Source organism: Sphingomonas sp. 28-62-11 (assembly GCF_002278865.1).
Classification (GTDB): domain Bacteria; phylum Pseudomonadota; class Alphaproteobacteria; order Sphingomonadales; family Sphingomonadaceae; genus Sphingomonas.
The window spans coordinates 1-17,603 of the sequence record NZ_NCGB01000020.1 but is presented as its reverse complement, the minus strand read 5'-3'; the positions used below and the strand labels follow the sequence as shown (position 1 = coordinate 17,603).

The window sequence follows — 17,603 nt, the reverse complement described above, 5'->3', positions numbered from 1 at the left end:
CCTACTCTTCCCCCGGCTGAGGATAAACGATCGGCTTGTCGCCGAAATACCGACGAACGATTCGGGTACGGCGATCCATCGGCTCTTCTTCGGGGTCGAGCTCGTCGGGATATACAAAGACCGCCTCGAACTTGCCGTCCTTGATTAGATACTCCATTTCTGCCCAACGCCGCCCTTCGGGCTGTTCTTCCCACAAATCCAATAGCGCATAACCGAGCGTGTCGAGGTCGGGGCTACGATACAGGATGTGGTTGCCGAGATTCTTGAAAATAGACGGCCCTACCATACCATAATCAAGACGAGCGAAAAGCAACGTATTATCGAGTGGATATGCTTTATCTTCTGACAAAATCTGACCTATTTCGTTAAGAATCTTTTCCACTTCATCATTTTCCACGACGCTTCTCCGACTTTTCGTTTGGGAATTTTATGCTCTCACGGCGACCATTTATCCAAAAAGTTACGTCAACCTCGTACGGGCGCGTCGATCCCGCTTCGAAGCCAGGTACAATTTCAATCTCAACTTTCTTCCCAGCCCTTTTGGCTCTCGCCCATTGCTCCTCAAGAAGGCGATATGTGCCGCGATTGAAATTCGCGTCCTGCGGGAAAAGGTTAAAGTCATCCGGCGGTCCGTTGAAGCGTCGGGCGATGTAATGCCCGCCATCATCCGTGGATCGACGATCCGATCCTCCGGCTACACGCTGACCCCGTAAATTTCGCTTTTCGGTGCCCTTCGTTAAAGTACCCGAAGCTCGACGCATTTGCTCGCCCGAATCCAGTTCAAACTCATAGCCATTTTTGGTAACCCGTCGAAACGTCTCGACGGGTGGCCTCACGGCCAAACCTACCGGCACGATACTTGTTCGATCTGGAGCTTTCGCTTTTGATACCTGTTGCTTTTTAACCAATGATGGCTTCGCAGCAGCGCGCGGTGATCTCGGCGCGTCATAGCTTCCTGACGAACCACCGCCGCCAAAATCGCCGCCGCCACCCCTACGGGCATGATAGTCACCGCTATTGGCGAACGTGAACTCGCCATTGGCCGGGTCATGCCAGGGGTTGAACTTCACTTCTATAGTGGCGGGAGAACGCCTGGCGAGCCGGCGACCGGTCCGCAACCAATAGGAAAATGCCCTGACGTCGTCGCTCTGGGGAATGGCCATGATACTGCACCGATTCGTTGAAACGGCGAGAACATTTATGGAACAAAATCCAACAATTCAACATAGAATCAACGAAGGGGTATCATTGCTCAAACGGAGCTTGCTCTTGGTCTGCAGATAACCGACGGCGTTGTTTGAAACTTTGGTAACACAAGCATGCCCATCGCCATCGAAATCATCGGCTGGGCGGCCGCATTGCTCATCCTCGCCTCGTATCTGCTGGTGTCGAGCGGGCGGCTGTCGGGGCAATCGCCCACGTTTCAGTGGATGAACGTGATCGGGGCGGCGGGGTTTATTCTCAACAGCGGGTGGCACGGCGCGCTGCCGTCGGCGGTGCTCAACATTGCCTGGGCCGGGATCGGGATTTTCACGCTGGTACGGCTGGCCCGCGCGAGCGGCTGATCTTTAGGCCACCAGCGAACGTGCCCGACCAAACGCAAAATAGATCGCCAGCCCCACGCCGTTCCAGATGAAGAACGCTGTCTGCGTCACGCCTTGAAGGCTGGTGAACAGATAGACACAGCCGAGGATCGCCGCCGGGGCAATCACCCAGACCGCTGGTGTGCGGAACGGGCGCCGTGCTTCGGGTGAGCGCCGTCGCAGCACCAGCACACATGCTGCCACCGCCACGAAGGCACACAGCGTCCCTGCATTGGCCAGCGAGGCGATCACGTCGAGCGGCACCAGCCCGGCGATGACCGCGACGAACGCGGCGGTCACGATCGTGATCCGGGTGGGCGTGCCCCGCGAATCGATCGTCGCGAGGCTTTTCGGCAGGAACCCGTCGCGCGCCATCACCAGGAAGATGCGGCTCTGGCCGTACAGAAACGCGAGCAGCACCGTGGGCAACGCAATCGCCGCGGCGGCGGCCACCACCGTGGCGATCGTCGGCTGGCCGAGTTCGCGCAGGATGAGCGCCAGCGGCTCGGTGCTGTCCGAAAACCGCGTGAAGCCGATCGCGCCGACCGCAGCAGCCGCCACCACCAGATAAATCACTGTGCACGCTACCATCGATCCGACGATGCCGATCGCCAGATCGCGTTCGGGGTTCTTGGCTTCCTCCGCCGCCGTCGAGATCGCATCGAAGCCGTAAAAGGCGAAAAAGATGATCGCTGCCGCCCCCATCACGCCGTATTTCGCGCCGTCTGCGCCGGGCGTGCTGCCATAGCCGAAGGGCGCGAAGGGCTGGAGATTGGCGGAATCGAAATGCGGCAGCGCGACAAACACGAATAACGTCAGCGTCACAATCTTCAGCACCACCAGCGCCGTGTTCACCCGCGCGCTCTCCCGCGTGCCGAGCAGAAGTAGCCCTGCAACCACCGCAATGATGCCGACCGCCGGCAAGTTCACCACGCCGCCCAGCGCCGGACCGTTGGCGAGCGCTGGCGGCACGACGATGCCCAGCCCGCCCAGAAATCCCACCGCATAGCCCGACCAGCCAACCGCGACGCTCGCCACCACCAGCGAATATTCAAGGATCAGGCTCCACCCGACCACCCAGGCGAACACTTCGCCCAGCACCGCATAGCTATAGGTATAGGCGCTGCCCGACGCCGGGATCATCGTCGCCATTTCGGCATAACACAGCGCCGCGCATGCGCAGATCGCGCCCGCGATCACGAAGCTCAACAACACCGCCGGCCCCGCCCGGTCCGCCCCAACGCCGATCAGCGTCAGGATGCCTGTGCCGACAATCGCTCCCACACCAAGCGCGACCAGGCTTGGCCAGCCAAGCGTGCGCGCCATGCGGTGTTCGACCGGGCGATCATCGCCATGCAGGATGATCTTGGTGCGAAAGAGACTCATGAACACCCCTGAACTACCCCCGCGATACGGGTTTTCGTCTCGCCGGACTTGTTCCGGCATCCTCCGTGCCCCAAAGAGCCACCGACGCGTAAGGCACGCTGGACCCCGGAACAAGGCTCTCCTGAGTGAGTCGAAGGATCCGGGGTGACAGGTGTGTTTTTGGAGAGACCCAATGGAGATCGACGCGACCAACACGTTTGACCGTTCGCTCTGGCCCGAAATGGGCGCGCTCGGCCTCCACGGCATTACCGTTGAGGAAGAATGGGGCGGGCTTGGTCTCGGCTATCTCGATCATTGTATCGCCATGGAGGAAGTGTCGCGCGCTTCCGCATCGATCGGCCTCAGCTATGGCGCGCACTCCAACCTTTGCGTCAACCAGATCCGCCGCTGGGGTAATCCGGAGCAAAAAGCGAAATATCTCCCCAAGCTCATTTCCGGTGAGCATGTCGGCTCGCTCGCCATGTCCGAAGCGAGTGCGGGCTCCGACGTCGTGTCGATGCAGCTCAAGGCCGAGGCGAAGGGCAATGATCGCTATGTCCTGAACGGCACCAAATTCTGGATCACCAACTCGACCGAGGCCGATACTTTGGTGGTTTACGCCAAGACGGGCGAAGGATCAGGCGGGATCACCGCTTTCCTGATCGAGCGCGGCATGGCGGGTTTCAGCGTGTCGAAAAAGCTCGACAAGATGGGCATGCGCGGCAGCGACACGGCGGAACTCGTGTTCGAGGATTGCGAAGTGCCCGCTGAGAACATCATGGGGCCGTTGAACGGCGGGGTCGGGGTGCTGATGTCTGGCCTTGATTACGAACGCGCGGTGCTCGCGGCGGGGCCGCTCGGCATCATGCAGGCCTGTCTCGACGTGGTGCTGCCCTATGTCCGCGAGCGCAAACAGTTCGGCAAACCGATCGGGTCGTTCCAGCTGATGCAAGCCAAGGTTGCGGACATGTATGTCGCGCTCAATTCGGCGCGCGCCTATGTCTATGCGGTCGCGCGCGCCTGCGACGCGGGCAAGACGACGCGCTTCGACGCGGCAGGCGCCATCCTGCTCGCCAGCGAGAATGCGGTGAAGGTGTCGCTTGAGGCGATCCAGGCGCTGGGCGGGGCGGGCTATACCAAGGAATGGCCCGTCGAACGCTTCCTGCGCGATGCCAAGCTCTATGATATCGGCGCGGGCACCAACGAAATCCGCCGCTTCCTGATCGGGCGCGAGTTAATCGGCGCGGGATAGGAACACCCGCCGAAACCGGTAATGACAACTCCTCTTTCCGTTCGCCCTGAGCGCAGTCGAAGGGCAAGCGTAACGCTTGGGCTTCGACTGCGCTCAGCCCGAACGGAAGTGGAGAAACTTTACAGCATCAAAAACTAACCCCGCAGCGCCGCCGCCCGCTTGGTACCCAGCAGCAGCGCCGCCATGTCGCCGTTCGTCTGAAAACTCAGGATCAGCAGATAGGCGCTGAGGAACAACGCGCCGCCAAAGCTGGCGACCGGCGCCAGTACCAGCCCAAGCGGCGAGAAATCATTGCGCCACGCGGTCCACAGCCCGGACAGGATCAGGAAGCAGGAAAAATCGACGTTGAACTGCCCTTGCCAGGTCATCTCCCCGATGGCGGCGAAGAAGATCGGCACCAGGTTCCAGCCATGGACACTCGTCACCGGCAGCGTGTACCCTGCGATCACAATAAAAATCGCCACCAATATCGCCCTGAAAACCATCATCGCCCTCCCGTTTACGTAGCACTCGCTACGTTTCTCTAACCCGATTGGCGGATGACGGCAAGCCGCAATTGCTGCGACCAAGTCATTCCCGCGATGCATGCGGCTTCCAAATCCCGGATACGCCAGTTAGTCAGGGCCAAACGATAAGGATGCCCAGCATGAGCGCCCCGGTGCTCGACACCAAAATCGCCATCGAGAGCGACCAGTTCCGCGCCAATGCCGCGCATAACCGCGCGCTGGTGGGTCGGCTGCGCGCCGATGTCGCCACAGCGGCGCTTGGCGGCAACGACAAGTCCCGCGAACGCCACACCGCGCGCGGCAAATTGCTCCCGCGCGACCGGGTGGAGCGATTGCTCGACCCGGGCTCGCCCTTCCTCGAAATCGGCCAGCTCGCCGCTTACGAAGTGTATGGCGAGGACATTCCCGGCGCGGGGATGATCGCGGGCATCGGCCGCGTCTCCGGGCGGCAGTGCATGATCGTCTGTAACGACGCGACGGTGAAGGGCGGCACTTACTATCCGCTGACCGTAAAGAAGCATCTGCGCGCGCAGGAGATTGCACAGGACAATCGCCTGCCGTGCATTTACCTGGTCGATTCGGGCGGCGCGAACCTGCCCCACCAAGCCGAGGTTTTTCCGGATCGCGACCATTTCGGCCGCATCTTCTTCAACCAGGCAAATATGTCCGCGCTCGGCATTCCGCAGATCGCCTGTGTGATGGGCAGCTGCACTGCCGGCGGCGCCTACGTCCCCGCGATGAGCGACGAGACGATCATCGTGCGGGGGCAAGGCACGATCTTTCTCGCAGGTCCTCCGTTGGTGAAAGCCGCGACGGGCGAAGTCATCTCCGCCGAAGAACTCGGCGGCGCCGACACGCATGGCCGCAGATCGGGTGTCGTCGATCATGTCGCCGAAAATGACGAGCATGCGCTGACGATCGTGCGTGACATCGTCAGCCACCTGGGCTTCCCCTGTGCTCCGGCGCAGGCCGGAGCCCTACTCGCCAACGCTTCGGCCTCCGCCGGAGCACTGCGGGAGCCAAGACCGCCGAAATTCGATGTCGAGGAGCTCTACGGCATCGTCCCGAGCGACGTCCGCGCGCCCTATGACGTGCACGAGGTGATCGCGCGGCTGGTCGACGGATCGGAATTCCATGAGTTCAAGGCGCTCTACGGCACCTCGCTTGTCTGCGGCTTCGCGCATATCTGGGGCATGCCGGTCGCGATTTTGGCGAATAACGGCGTGCTGTTCAGCGAGAGCGCGCAGAAAGGCGCGCATTTCATCGAGCTCGCCTGCCAGCGGCGCGTGCCTTTGCTATTCCTGCAGAACATCTCGGGCTTCATGGTCGGCGGGAAGTACGAAGCGGAAGGCATCGCCAAACACGGCGCGAAGCTGGTGACCGCCGTCGCTACCGCGAGCGTCCCCAAGATCACCGTCCTGATCGGTGGCAGCTTCGGCGCGGGCAATTACGGCATGTGTGGCCGTGCCTATAGCCCGCGCTTCCTCTTCACCTGGCCCAATGCGCGGATCAGCGTGATGGGCGGCGAACAGGCGGCGAGCGTGCTGGCGACCGTCCACCGCGACGCGGAAAGCTGGAGCGACGAGCAAGCCGAAGCGTTCAAAGCGCCGATCCGCCAGAAATACGAAGACGAGGGCAACCCCTGGCACGCCACCGCGCGACTATGGGATGACGGGATTATCGATCCGGCGCAAACTCGGGATGTGCTGGGGCTAAGCCTGGCGGCGTGCCTGAATGCACCGGTCGAGGAGCGGCCGAGGTTCGGGGTGTTCCGGATGTGAGGATCGGCACCACCTCTTTCTAGTAACCGTCACCCTGAACTTGTTTCAGGGTCCAGCCCTGCACAAGTCCCGTCCGCCCCGGCTGCGCGGTGGATGCTGAAACGAGTTCAGCATGACGAACTTGATTGGTTTGCGCGTCGTCCTCGCCTCTTCGGAAGTCGCGGCAGCAGCGGATCAAACCCGAGCCCAACCGCCAGATCCTCCCAATGCGGGTTATCCGACTCAATCAGGTTGATCTTCCATTCCCGGTGCCAGCGCTTCAACTGCTTCTCACTGGCAATGGCAGTAATCATCTCATCAAACACCTCGAACCGCACGAGGCGCAACACCCCATAGCGCGACGTGAACCCCGGCACCTCGCCCGATCGGTGCTGATGCAGCCGTGCCACCAAATCGGACGTCACCCCGATATAGATCGTCCCGAACGGCCCGCTCGCCAGAATATAGGTGCAAGGTTGCTTGCTCATCGGCACTATGGCTAGCACAGGGCTCGTGGCACGGTGGATGCTGAAACGAGTTCAGCATGACGGAGTGTTTTACAATGAGTGCCCTTCTCCTCCCCCTCCTCCTCCAGATCACCCCGACCCCGCCGCTGCCCAAGGGCACGGGTCTGCCACCACCGGCCGTTGTCATTGACGATGCCACCGCGGTCATGCGCCCGATCAATGGCACCTTCGCCGCGATTGCCGCGCGCGATGGAGAGATGTTGCGGCCGCTGGTGCGCGAGGATGGAAATTTGTTCATCGCCGTCGAAAATGCCGACGGCACCCGCAGAATCATCCGCCGCCCGATGACCGAGTTCATCACCGGCATGAAGCCTGGCGCGGAGCGTTATGAGGAGCGGATGTACGATCCTGCGATCGAGATTGACGGCGATATCGCGCTCGTCTGGGGGCGCTACAACTTCTACATCGACGGCAAGCTGCATCACTGCGGCTATGATCATTTCGACATGATCCGCGAAAACGGCAACTGGAAGATCGCCAACATCACCTATTCGAGCCGGACGACGGGATGCGAGGGATAAGGTAGGCGAACGCCCCTTCCCGCGATAAGGTGGCAAAAAATCGCCTTGGGGGAGGGGTAGTTAATGTACGAGGATCCAGCGCCCGCGATATTGTCGCGCGTTGTTCGCCGGTTGCTGCTGTGGTTCTATCGGTTGCGCGGATGGAAGGCGGTGGGCACGCCGCCAGCCGACCGGCGCTGCGTGATCATCGCCGTGCCGCACACCTCGAACTGGGATTTCGTGAACTTCCTGGGGCTCACCAACGAACTCGGTATCCGCGCGCATTTCATGGGCAAGACCAGCCTGTTCCGCTGGCCGATGAACCGCTTCATGCGCGATATGGGCGGCGTTCCGGTGGTCCGTACCGGGGGCAATAACTATGTCGAATCGATGGTCGAGGAATTCCGACGCCGCAAGGAATTCATGCTGACGATCGCCCCCGAAGGAACACGCGGCGCGGTGACGCAGTGGCGCAGCGGTTTCTATTACATCGCGCTGGGGGCTGGCGTGCCGTTGGTGTGCGGGATGATGGATTATGGCCGCAAGGTCGGCGGGCTTGGCCCCGCGATCATGCCGACGGGTGATTATGCGGCGGACATGGCCAAGATCTTCGAATTCTACCGCGCCAGCCAGCCGCGACACCCCGAACGCGGCATCGGCAGCCTTGAGGCGATCCTGGCGGCAAAAAAGACAGCGGGTTAGCGGGGTTGAATTCGCCCTGCCCCCGCGCCAGACACGGGAGCGTGCATGACGTAGTGCCTCCCCCAGTCCGAAAGGTCGACCGTTGATCGCCTCGCTCCTCATCGCCAATCGCGGGGAAATCGCCTGCCGCATCATCCGCACGGCGCGCGCAATGGGCGTGCGCACGGTCGCGGTCTATTCGGATGCCGATGCCAAGGCGCTCCATGTGCGCCAGGCCGATGAGGCGGTGCATATCGGCCCCTCGCCCGCACGCGAAAGCTATCTGGTCGGCGAGAAGATCATAGCTGCGGCGAAGGCAACGGGCGCAGAGGCGATCCACCCCGGCTATGGTTTCCTGTCCGAGAACGCCGATTTCGCACAGGCCGTGATCGACGCCGGACTGATCTGGGTCGGCCCCCTGCCGGACAGCATCCGCGCGATGGGGCTGAAGGACGCCGCCAAGGAACGCATGATCGCGGCGGGCGTGCCGGTGACGCCGGGCTATCTCGGCGCAGACCAGTCGCCCGATGTGCTCGCGGCAGAGGCGGACAAGATCGGCTATCCCGTCCTGATCAAGGCCGTCGCGGGCGGCGGCGGCAAGGGGATGCGGCGCGTGGAGGCCCCCGCCGACTTCGCCGATGCGCTGGCGAGCTGCAAGCGCGAGGCCGCGTCCAGCTTCGGCGACGACCGGGTGCTGATCGAGAAATACATCCTCTCGCCGCGCCATATCGAGGTGCAGGTGTTCGGGGACACCCACGGCAATGTCGTCCACCTTTTCGAGCGCGACTGCTCGCTGCAACGCCGCCACCAGAAAGTGATCGAGGAAGCCCCCGCCCCGGGCATGTCCGAGGAAACGCGTGAGGCAATCTGCGCGGCGGCGGTGCGCGCGGCCAAGGCCGTCGATTATGTCGGCGCGGGCACGATCGAGTTCATCGCCGACGCGAGCGAGGGCCTGCGCGCCGACCGCATCTGGTTCATGGAAATGAACACGCGGCTGCAGGTCGAACACCCGGTGACCGAGGAAATCACCGGCGTCGATCTGGTCGAGTGGCAACTGCGCGTGGCGAGCGGGGAAAAGTTGCCGAAGCGGCAGGACGAACTGAGCATCAATGGCTGGGCGATGGAAGCGCGGTTGTATGCGGAAGACCCCGCGAAGGGGTTTTTGCCGAGCGTGGGGCGGCTGGATCATCTAGTACTGGAGCGGTCGGGCTGGACTTTATTCGCTCCTCAGGCGGCGTCGCAGATTTTGCAATCGGCTGGATTTTCCGGCAATTCGGAAGACTGGGTGCCTTCGACGCCGCTCCGCGTGGAGACTGGCGTCGAGCAAGGCAGCGAGGTGTCGCCCTTCTACGATCCAATGATCGCCAAGCTGATCGTTCATGCCACGACACGTAATGACGCCGCTGATCGCCTCGCGTCGGTGTGCGCGGATGTCGAAGTCTGGCCGGTCCGCACCAACGCTGCATTTTTAGCAACCCTGCTGCGCGAACAGGCATTCCTGACCGGAGACATCACGACAGGATTCATCGCCAGCCAGGGTGACCGGTTGACGATGACGGCACCGCTGTCGGACATGATGGCAAGCGCAGGACTCACGCTGCTGACCCAAGGCAAGCGCGGCGAATGGCCGATCGGCGATCGGCTAAGCGGCTTCCGCCTCAATGCACCCGGGCGTAACACGGCGGCCATTGTCGTTGACGGCGTGGTACGTGACGCCGTGATTGATCGTCGGTCTTTTGGCCAACTGGCCGGGGACGATGATTTCGGCAATCGCTTTGCCGCTGACGGCGAAGCATTCATATTATTTGAAAACGGCAGTCCGCACCGTGTCACCCTCCGGCATGACGCCAAAGCGGGCGCGGGAGCCGCCGACGGCGCGATCCTCTCCCCGATGCCGGGCCGCGTCACCGCGGTCGATGTCGCGGCGGGCGATAGCGTTACCAAGGGCCAGCGGCTCGTCACGCTCGAGGCGATGAAGATGGAGCACAGCCTGACCGCGCCCTTTGACGGGACGGTGGAGGAACTGAACGCCACCGCCGGCGCGCAGGTGAGCGAGGGGACGGTGCTGGTGAAGGTGGTGCGGGTGGAGGCGGCGGCCTAGCCCATCGCGTCACCCCGGACTTGATCCGGGGTCTCGCTGCCTTCTTCCGACGTCGCCAAGAAGCGGGACCCCGGCTCGAGGCCGGGGTGACGATTAGAAAAGAACAGGAGAGAGCCAAATGCCATTCGATTTCACGGGCAAGAACGTCATCGTCTTTGGTGGCACATCGGGCATCAACCTGGGCATCGCCAAATCGTTCGCGCGCGCCGGGGCTAACCTCGCCGTCGCGAGCCGCAAGCAAGACAAGGTCGATGCCGCGGTCGCCGCGCTCCACGGCGCGAAGCAGGCGCTCGGCTATAGCCTCGACGTGCGTGATTTCGATGCCGTCAAAGCCGCGATCGAGCATTTCCGCGCTGAACGCGGCACGATCGACGTGCTTATCTCCGGCGCGGCGGGCAATTTCCCCGTCCCTGCCGCCGGGCTCTCCCCCAATGGCTTCAAATCGGTGCTGGAGATCGACACGCTGGGCACCTTCCACGTCATGCGCGCGGCATACGAACACCTCACCAAGCCCGGCGCGAGCGTCATCAACATTTCTGCGCCGCAAGCGTGGATCCCGATGGCATTCCAGATCCATGTCTGCGCCGCCAAGGCGGGCGTCGATATGATCACCAAAACGCTCGCGATCGAATGGGGGCATGAGGGCGTGCGCGTCAATTCGGTCTCGCCCGGCCCGATCGACGGCACCGAAGGGATGGACCGCCTCGCCCCCACCCCCGAGGCCAAGGCGGCGAGCGCTCGCGCGGTGCCGCTGGGGCGACTCGGCACGGTGGACGATGTCGCCGATGTATGCCTGTTCCTCGCCAGCGATTATGCGCGCTATGTGAGCGGCGTGGTGCTGCCCGCCGATGGCGGCTGGACGGCGGGGCGGGGCTTTGGCGCGCTGGGGGGATAGGTTGGTGCACCTGCGCAGGCAGGAGCCTTGGCCATCGGCGTATCACCAACTGGAAGCGCTCCGGCCTGCGCCGGAGTACAAAGGATAGAGAGGAAATGCCCGGCAAATATTACGACGAATGGCAGGTCGGCGAAGCGATCACGCACCCACTGCGCCGCACGGTGACGGAGACCGACAACCTCCTCTGGTCGACGATGACTCACAACCCGCAACCGCTCCACCTCGACGCGGAAGCCGCGCGCGCGAGTGAGTTCGGGCAGATCCTCGTCAACGGCACTTTCACCTTCAGCTTGATGGTCGGCCTGACGGTCGCGGAAACCACAATGGGCACGCTCGTCGCAAACCTCGGTTACGATAAGTTGGTCATGCCGAAACCCGTGTTCATCGGTGACACGCTCCACGCGACGAGCGAAGTCACCGAGCTACGCGACAGCAAGTCTCGCCCAGATGCGGGCCTCGTGACGTGGAAACACCGCATGATCAACCAGCGCGGCGAGGTGGTGTGCGAATGCCTGCGCACCGCGCTGCTCAAAAAATCGCCCGCCTGATTTATGTAGCATATGCTACATAAATGTGCTTCAACCCCGTGAACGGGTGGAGCGTGAGCATGAGCAAATCTTACAAAAACTGGCTGGACGCGATGTGCGGCGTTGTCGTGCTGTTCGGCTTCATCATGGCCAGCGGCGCGTTGCCCGCCACCGAATGGCCCGCGCGACTGTTGCTCGAATGGCAGAATCAGGGTCCACTGGTGATCGATCGCGCTGCGCGCGTCACGCTCGGCGTGCTGGGCGGGGTGATGTGCGGCTGGGGGGTGACGCTCTACGCCGCGTTCCAGGCCGCACACATGATTGGCGAGGGCAGCGCGCGGATTTGGCGACTGATCCTTGCCAGCATGATCTTCTGGTTCGTGGTCGATTCATCGCTGTCGATCGCGACCGGCTTTGCGCTCAACGCGCTGATGAACGTCGGTTTCCTGCTGGCGTTCGTCGTGCCGATCAGCGTGAGCGGTGTGCTCAGACGGTGAACGATTCCCCGCACCCGCACGCGCCCTTGGCATTCGGGTTTTCGAAGGTGAAACCGGCGGCGAAATCATCCTCCACCCAGTCCATCTTGCTGCCGACGAGATACAGGATCGATCCGCCATCGACGAACAAGGTACCACCGGGCGTATCAATCCGCTCGTCAAACGGCTTGGCGTCGCTCACATAATCGACCGAATAGGCCAGCCCCGAACAGCCCCGGCGCGGCGTCGACAGCTTCACCCCGATCGCGTCGGCAGGCGCGCGCGCCATCAGGTCTGCGATCCGCGCCTCGGCAGCGGGCGTGAGGTTCAGCGCGGCGGGGCGCTGGCGGGTGGTCGTTGTCATAACACTACATCCGTTTGCTTCGAGCGAAGTCGAGAAGCCCTGCGCACTAAACCCGTTTCTCGACTTCGCTCGAAACGAACGGGTTGGTCTTACCTCACATCGAACTCGATCAAAGTACCACTTTGATCGAAACTTACAGCATACCCATCTCAAGCCGTGCCTCGTCACTCATCTTGGCGGGATCCCAGGCGGGTTCCCACACCAGATTGACCTCGGCAGAACCAACCCCCGGCACTGCGCCGACACGAATTTCCACTTCGGCGGGCATTGTCTCCGCCACGGGGCAATGCGGCGTCGTGAGCGTCATCGTCACTACCGCATGGCCATCGACCGTCACGTCGACGCCGTAGATCAGCCCCAGATCATAGATGTTCACCGGGATTTCGGGATCATAGATATCTTTCAGCGCGGCAACCACGGCTTCATAGGTTTCACCACCTGGCGCGCCTGGCGAAACGCCCTGCGGCTTCTGCGCCAGAAAGCCTTCGAGATAATCGCGCTGGCGGGCCTCGCCACTAGCAATGTCCTCCACCCGCGCACGGGGCGGCGCATCCACCGCGCTGACTTCCTCGATCTTGATTTTCCGTTCCTCGTTCATGTCAGCCCTCACCCGAAAATCCGCGTAACCCGCTCGATACCCTTGATCAGCGCGGCGACATCGCTTGCATCGCTATACGCGCCAAAGCTCGCCCGCGCGGTCGCCTCGACACCCAGCACCGCCATTAGCGGCTGCGCACAGTGGTGCCCCGCGCGGATCGCCACGCCCGCCTCGTCCAATATGGTGCCGATGTCATGCGGGTGCACGCCTTCGATCACGAAGCTGACGATGCCCGCCGAGTCTTCCGGCCCGAACAGCCGCACGGAGTTGATCTGCGACAGCGCCTCGCGCGTTTCGCGCACCAGCGCGGTTTCGATGGCGTGAATGCGGTCCAGCCCGACGCTTTCGACATAATCGATCGCGGCATGCAGCCCCAGCGCGCCGACGATATGCGGCGTCCCCGCCTCAAACCGGCCCGGTGGCGGGGCGTAGGTCGTCTTTTCGAAGCTGACCCGGTCAATCATCGCGCCGCCGCCCTGCCACGGCGGCATCGCCTCGAGCAGTGCCGCGCGCGCCCACAGCACGCCGATCCCGGTCGGCCCGTAGAGCTTGTGCGCCGAAAACACGTAAAAATCGCAGTCGAGCGCCTGCACATCCACGGCAATGCGTGGCACCGCCTGGCACCCGTCGAGCAGGATCTTCGCCCCCACGCCGTGCGCGATATCGGCGGCGCGGCGGCATTCGAGCACCGAGCCGAGCACATTGGATACATGCGCCAGCGCCACCAGCTTGTGCGCCGGCGTGATCATCGCCGCCATCGCGTCGAGATCGATCCGGTGATCCTCGGTCAGCGGGATCACATCGATCTGCGCGCCCACGCGCTCCGCCACCAGCTGCCACGGCACGATATTCGAATGATGCTCGAGCTGGCTCATCAGGATGCGGTCGCCCGCTTTCAGCTGCTCGGCGGCCCAGCTGTGCGCGACCAGATTAATCCCCTCGGTCGCGCCGCGCACGAACACGATTTCGTTCTCGCTAGCAGCGTTGATGAACCCCGCCACCCGCCGCCGCGCGGCTTCATAGGCAAGCGTCATGTTTGCAGAGCGCTGGTAAACGCCGCGGTGCACGCTCGCATAATCGGGGCCATAGCCGCGCGCGATCGCATCGATCACGCTTTGCGGCTTCTGGGCGGTCACCGCGCTGTCGAGATAATGCCAGCCGGGGGTGATGCCGGGGAAGTCGGCGCGGATTGAGTGGGGAGCTTCTGACAGCAGAACAGCATTGGTCGCGTTCATAGCCCAAACCCCTTGGCGTCACCCCGGGCTTGACCCGGGGTCCAGCTGCCTTTTTCCACCGTTGCCAAGAAGCGGGACCTCGGCTCAAGGCCGGGGTGACGGGAGGTGTGCGGCGTATCGCTCACAACATCCGCTCCAGCGCCGCGCTCGCCGCCGCTTCCAACCGCTCGCGCGCCGCGTCATCGGCCACATCGTCGAACACGCCGGCAATGAACCCGCGTAGCAGCAGCGCCTTGGCCTCGGCGGGCGCAATGCCCCGGCTCATCAGATAGAATAGCGCGTTGGCGTCCAGTTCACCCACGGTCGCCCCGTGAGCGCACTTCACATCATCGGCGTAGATTTCCAGTTCGGGCTTGGCATTCGCCGTCGCGGTGCGCGCGAGCAGCATCGCCTTTACCGACTGCGACGCATCGGTCTTCTGCGCATGCCGCGCGACCGCGACCTTGCCGAGATAGCTCCCCGTCGCCCGCCCGCCGAGCACCGATCGCACGACCTGGTTGCTCGTCGCGTGCGGCTCGATATGCCGCATCGTCGTGACGATCTCGAGCGTCTGTTCACCCCCGCCAAGCATCGCCGCGCCCAGCTCGAAATGGGCACCCTCGTGCAGCGTAACGTCGATCGTCACGCGCCCCAATCGCCCGCCGGTGTTGAGGATGTGGAAGGTCGCCCGTGCACCTGCACCCAGCACCACGGCATAATCATGGATCGCGACCACATCAGGCGCAGCATCCTGCACGATCACGCGCGCAATTTCATCACCCGCAGCGACCTCGATCCGTTCGGGCGCAGGCACGGGCCACACCAAGGCGACCGCCTCCAGATCGGAATAGCGCCACGATTCATCGCGGCGGGTAGGGAGGGCCAACAGCTCAGCCACACCAAACTCCGTCACCCTGAACTTGTTTCAGGGTCCAACTCTCCACCAATCCTGCCCGACCTGATGGCGCGGTGGATGCTGAAACAAGTTCAGCATGACGGGGGGTGTTTGGGGTCGAGAAGCTCACGCCGTCACCCCCGCATAGCCTTCCGCTTCCAGCTCAAGCGCCAGTTCCGGCCCGCCGGTCTTCACGATCCGCCCATTGCTCAGGATGTGCACGAAATCGGGCGCGACATAATCGAGCAGCCGCTGGTAGTGGGTGATCAGGATCACGGCCTTGTCGGGCGCGCGCATGATCCGGTTGATGCCGTCGCCGACCGCACGCAACGCATCGATGTCGAGCCCGCTATCGGTCTCGTCGAGGATCGCCAGTTTGGGCGCGATGATGCCCATCTGCACCATTTCGTTGCGCTTCTTCTCACCGCCTGAAAAGCCGACATTCACCGGCCGCTTGAGCATCTCATAATCCATGCCGAGCCCGGCGGCCTGCGCCTTGGCGAGCTTCAGGAACTCGCCGCCTGACAGCGGTGCTTCGTCGCGACCCTTGCGCTGGGCGTTCAATGCCTCCCGCAGGAACTGGACGTTGGACACGCCGGGGATTTCGACCGGGTATTGGAAACCGAGGAACAGGCCAGCGGCAGCGCGTTCGTGCGGCGCGAGGGACAACAAATCCACCCAGTCTCCGTCATCCCGGACTAGATCCGGGATCCCGCTGCCTTCGCCGCCGCCAGAAGAAGAAGCGGGACCCCGGCTCAAGGCCGGGGTGACGGCGGTGGTACGAAATTCGACCTTCCCCGACGTCACCTCGTACCCCGGCCGCCCGCCGAGCACATAGCCCAGTGTCGACTTGCCCGCGCCGTTCGGCCCCATGATCGCATGAACCTCACCCGCGTTCACGCTGAGCGAGAGGCCCTTGAGGATTTCCTTGCCGTCAATTTCGGCGTGGAGGTTTTTAATTTTCAGCATCGGTTTTTCTCTGTCGCTCTTCAAATCGTCTATCGACCAAGTCTGCGATAAGCACATCGCGACGTTCACGGACACATGCCGCCAAATCACTGTTGAGTGCCGTGACCATTTTCTTTCGAACGGCTGGCTTGATGCCTTTTGCGTTGCTCGCGTCCACCCGCCCCTGCAACGGCGGCAAGCAGACCTCGAGCGCTTGACACCCGATTCCATCGATTTCTTGGTCCCCGGTGGAAATCGTCGTCTTGCAGGTTGCCGTCGACCCTTTGAAGCTGGCCTTGCCGCGCCAATTTTTCAGCCGCCTGCCAACAACGATCACCTCGTCGGCAACATCCGACGTTTCAGCTGCCACCACCTGTGGTGCGACAAAAAGCAATGCTGCCGCAAACATCACCCCACGCTCCCCTCAAGCGAAATCCCCAGCAGCTTCTGCGCCTCGACCGCAAACTCCATCGGCAGTTGCTGCAGCACTTCCTTGGCGAACCCATTCACGATCAGCGCCACCGCCGCTTCCTGGTCCAGCCCGCGCTGCATCGCGTAGAACAGCTGGTCGTCGCTGATCTTCGACGTCGTCGCCTCATGCTCGATCTGCGCGCTCGGGTTGCGGACTTCGATGTAGGGCACGGTATGCGCGCCGCACTGGTCGCCGAGCAGTAATGAATCGCACTGGGTGAAGTTGCGCACCCCCTCCGCGGTCGGCGATACGCGCACCAGCCCGCGATAGGTGTTATCCGAGCGCCCCGCCGAAATCCCCTTCGACACGATCGTCGAGCGGGTATTCTTGCCGAGGTGGATCATCTTGGTGCCGGTATCGGCCTGCTGGCGATTGTTCGTCACCGCGACCGAGTAGAATTCGCCGACCGAGCCGTCGCCCGCGAGGACGCACGACGGATATTTCCAGGTAATCGCGCTGCCGGTTTCGACCTGCGTCCAGCTCACCTTGCTGTTCTTGCCCTGGCACAGGGCACGCTTGGTCACGAAGTTATAGATGCCGCCCAGCCCGTTCTCGTCGCCGGGATACCAGTTCTGCACGGTCGAATATTTGATCTCGGCATCATCGAGCGCGACCAGTTCAACGACGGCGGCGTGCAGCTGATTCTCGTCGCGCATCGGCGCGGTGCAGCCTTCGAGGTAAGACACATACGCGCCCTTGTCGGCGACGATCAGCGTGCGTTCGAACTGGCCGGTATTCTCGGCATTGATACGGAAATAGGTGCTCAGCTCCATCGGGCAGCGCACGCCTTCGGGGATATAAACGAACGTCCCGTCGCTGAAGACAGCGCAGTTGAGCGCCGCGAAATAATTGTCGTGCATGGGGACGACCTTCCCCAGCCACTTCTTCACCAGATCGGGATATTCCTTGATCGCCTCGCTGATGCTGCGGAAGATGACG

Annotated in this window: 20 protein-coding genes and 1 pseudogene; 9 read left to right on the top strand and 12 right to left on the bottom strand. The window is 62.6% G+C overall.

Going from position 1 to position 17,603, the window contains the following annotated elements; all coding sequences use genetic code 11:
* Window position 1: 1 nt before the first annotated feature.
* Window positions 2–397 (bottom strand): hypothetical protein, encoded by a 396-nt coding sequence (locus B7Y49_RS08145; RefSeq protein WP_374127088.1) that lies wholly within the window; start codon window positions 395–397, stop codon window positions 2–4.
* Window positions 387–1,163, bottom strand: coding sequence for a DNA/RNA non-specific endonuclease (locus B7Y49_RS08140; protein ID WP_374127087.1), 777 nt, complete (start codon window positions 1,161–1,163; stop codon window positions 387–389). Before B7Y49_RS08140 ends, B7Y49_RS08145 begins: the two co-directional genes overlap by 11 nt.
* A 156-nt stretch (window positions 1,164–1,319) precedes the next feature.
* Between B7Y49_RS08140 and B7Y49_RS08135 the strand changes: the two genes are divergently transcribed.
* Window positions 1,320–1,565, top strand: a complete 246-nt coding sequence (locus tag B7Y49_RS08135) for a hypothetical protein (RefSeq protein WP_374127086.1) — start codon at window positions 1,320–1,322, stop codon at window positions 1,563–1,565.
* Window positions 1,566–1,568: 3 nt separating this feature from the next.
* Here B7Y49_RS08135 and B7Y49_RS08130 read toward each other — a convergent pair whose 3' ends face one another.
* Window positions 1,569–2,969, bottom strand: coding sequence for an amino acid permease (locus B7Y49_RS08130; RefSeq protein WP_374127085.1), 1,401 nt, complete (start codon window positions 2,967–2,969; stop codon window positions 1,569–1,571).
* A gap of 175 nt (window positions 2,970–3,144) precedes the next feature.
* Between B7Y49_RS08130 and B7Y49_RS08125 the strand changes: the two are divergent.
* Window positions 3,145–4,200: pseudogene (locus tag B7Y49_RS08125) on the top strand (acyl-CoA dehydrogenase family protein); the annotation flags it as partial.
* A 134-nt stretch (window positions 4,201–4,334) separates the two neighbouring features.
* Here B7Y49_RS08125 and B7Y49_RS08120 read toward each other — a convergent pair.
* A complete protein-coding gene (locus B7Y49_RS08120) occupies window positions 4,335–4,664 on the bottom strand; it encodes a hypothetical protein (protein WP_374127084.1) in 330 nt (109 codons plus the stop codon).
* A 182-nt stretch (window positions 4,665–4,846) separates the two neighbouring features.
* On the opposite strand from B7Y49_RS08120, the gene B7Y49_RS08115 reads away from it, so the two are divergent.
* The gene (locus tag B7Y49_RS08115; RefSeq protein WP_374127083.1) at window positions 4,847–6,487 is read left to right on the top strand and encodes a carboxyl transferase domain-containing protein; all 1,641 of its coding nucleotides are present in this window, start codon (window positions 4,847–4,849) and stop codon (window positions 6,485–6,487) included.
* A gap of 107 nt (window positions 6,488–6,594) precedes the next feature.
* On the opposite strand, the gene B7Y49_RS08110 is transcribed toward B7Y49_RS08115, so the two are convergent.
* Entirely contained in the window at window positions 6,595–6,954 is a 360-nt protein-coding gene (locus B7Y49_RS08110) for a GIY-YIG nuclease family protein (RefSeq protein WP_374127082.1), read from the bottom strand.
* Between the two features lie 74 nt (window positions 6,955–7,028).
* Here B7Y49_RS08110 and B7Y49_RS08105 point away from each other — a divergent pair, with 74 nt between their 5' ends.
* The 6 genes from B7Y49_RS08105 to B7Y49_RS08080 all read left to right on the top strand — a co-directional run bounded on the left by B7Y49_RS08105 (window position 7,029) and on the right by B7Y49_RS08080 (window position 12,194).
* On the top strand, window positions 7,029–7,514 hold the full coding sequence (locus B7Y49_RS08105; RefSeq protein WP_374127081.1) for a nuclear transport factor 2 family protein: 486 nt from the start codon (window positions 7,029–7,031) through the stop codon (window positions 7,512–7,514).
* A 63-nt stretch (window positions 7,515–7,577) separates the two neighbouring features.
* On the top strand, window positions 7,578–8,195 hold the full coding sequence (locus B7Y49_RS08100; RefSeq protein WP_374127080.1) for a lysophospholipid acyltransferase family protein: 618 nt from the start codon (window positions 7,578–7,580) through the stop codon (window positions 8,193–8,195).
* Window positions 8,196–8,277: 82 nt separating this feature from the next.
* The gene (locus B7Y49_RS08095; RefSeq protein ID WP_374127079.1) at window positions 8,278–10,275 is read left to right on the top strand and encodes an acetyl/propionyl/methylcrotonyl-CoA carboxylase subunit alpha; all 1,998 of its coding nucleotides are present in this window, start codon (window positions 8,278–8,280) and stop codon (window positions 10,273–10,275) included.
* 118 nt (window positions 10,276–10,393) lie between these two features.
* Entirely contained in the window at window positions 10,394–11,170 is a 777-nt protein-coding gene (locus tag B7Y49_RS08090) for an SDR family oxidoreductase (RefSeq protein WP_374127078.1), read from the top strand.
* Between the two features lie 95 nt (window positions 11,171–11,265).
* Window positions 11,266–11,718, top strand: a complete 453-nt coding sequence (locus tag B7Y49_RS08085) for a MaoC family dehydratase (protein WP_374127077.1) — start codon at window positions 11,266–11,268, stop codon at window positions 11,716–11,718.
* Window positions 11,719–11,777: 59 nt separating this feature from the next.
* The gene (locus tag B7Y49_RS08080) at window positions 11,778–12,194 is read left to right on the top strand and encodes a hypothetical protein (RefSeq protein WP_374127076.1); all 417 of its coding nucleotides are present in this window, start codon (window positions 11,778–11,780) and stop codon (window positions 12,192–12,194) included.
* Here B7Y49_RS08080 and B7Y49_RS08075 read toward each other — a convergent pair.
* The 7 genes from B7Y49_RS08075 to sufB all read right to left on the bottom strand — a co-directional run.
* Window positions 12,184–12,537: an iron-sulfur cluster assembly accessory protein gene (locus B7Y49_RS08075; RefSeq protein WP_374127075.1), complete on the bottom strand. Its 354-nt coding sequence runs from the start codon at window positions 12,535–12,537 to the stop codon at window positions 12,184–12,186. The two genes, B7Y49_RS08080 and B7Y49_RS08075, sit on opposite strands and share 11 nt — an antisense overlap.
* Window positions 12,538–12,670: 133 nt before the next feature.
* The gene (locus B7Y49_RS08070; protein WP_374127074.1) at window positions 12,671–13,135 is read right to left on the bottom strand and encodes a DUF59 domain-containing protein; all 465 of its coding nucleotides are present in this window, start codon (window positions 13,133–13,135) and stop codon (window positions 12,671–12,673) included.
* 8 nt (window positions 13,136–13,143) lie between these two features.
* Window positions 13,144–14,370, bottom strand: coding sequence for an aminotransferase class V-fold PLP-dependent enzyme (locus B7Y49_RS08065; protein WP_374127073.1), 1,227 nt, complete (start codon window positions 14,368–14,370; stop codon window positions 13,144–13,146).
* Between the two features lie 121 nt (window positions 14,371–14,491).
* Window positions 14,492–15,247 (bottom strand): SufD family Fe-S cluster assembly protein, encoded by a 756-nt coding sequence (locus B7Y49_RS08060; protein ID WP_374127072.1) that lies wholly within the window; start codon window positions 15,245–15,247, stop codon window positions 14,492–14,494.
* Between the two features lie 123 nt (window positions 15,248–15,370).
* Window positions 15,371–16,213, bottom strand: a complete 843-nt coding sequence (sufC, locus tag B7Y49_RS08055; protein WP_374127071.1) for an ABC transporter ATP-binding protein — start codon at window positions 16,211–16,213, stop codon at window positions 15,371–15,373.
* A complete protein-coding gene (locus tag B7Y49_RS08050) occupies window positions 16,200–16,601 on the bottom strand; it encodes a hypothetical protein (protein WP_374127070.1) in 402 nt (133 codons plus the stop codon). The genes sufC and B7Y49_RS08050 overlap by 14 nt, the downstream gene beginning before the upstream one ends.
* The coding region (gene sufB, locus B7Y49_RS08045; protein WP_374127069.1) for a Fe-S cluster assembly protein SufB at window positions 16,601–17,603 on the bottom strand (1,003 nt) is incomplete at its 5' end. The genes B7Y49_RS08050 and sufB, both read right to left, overlap by 1 nt.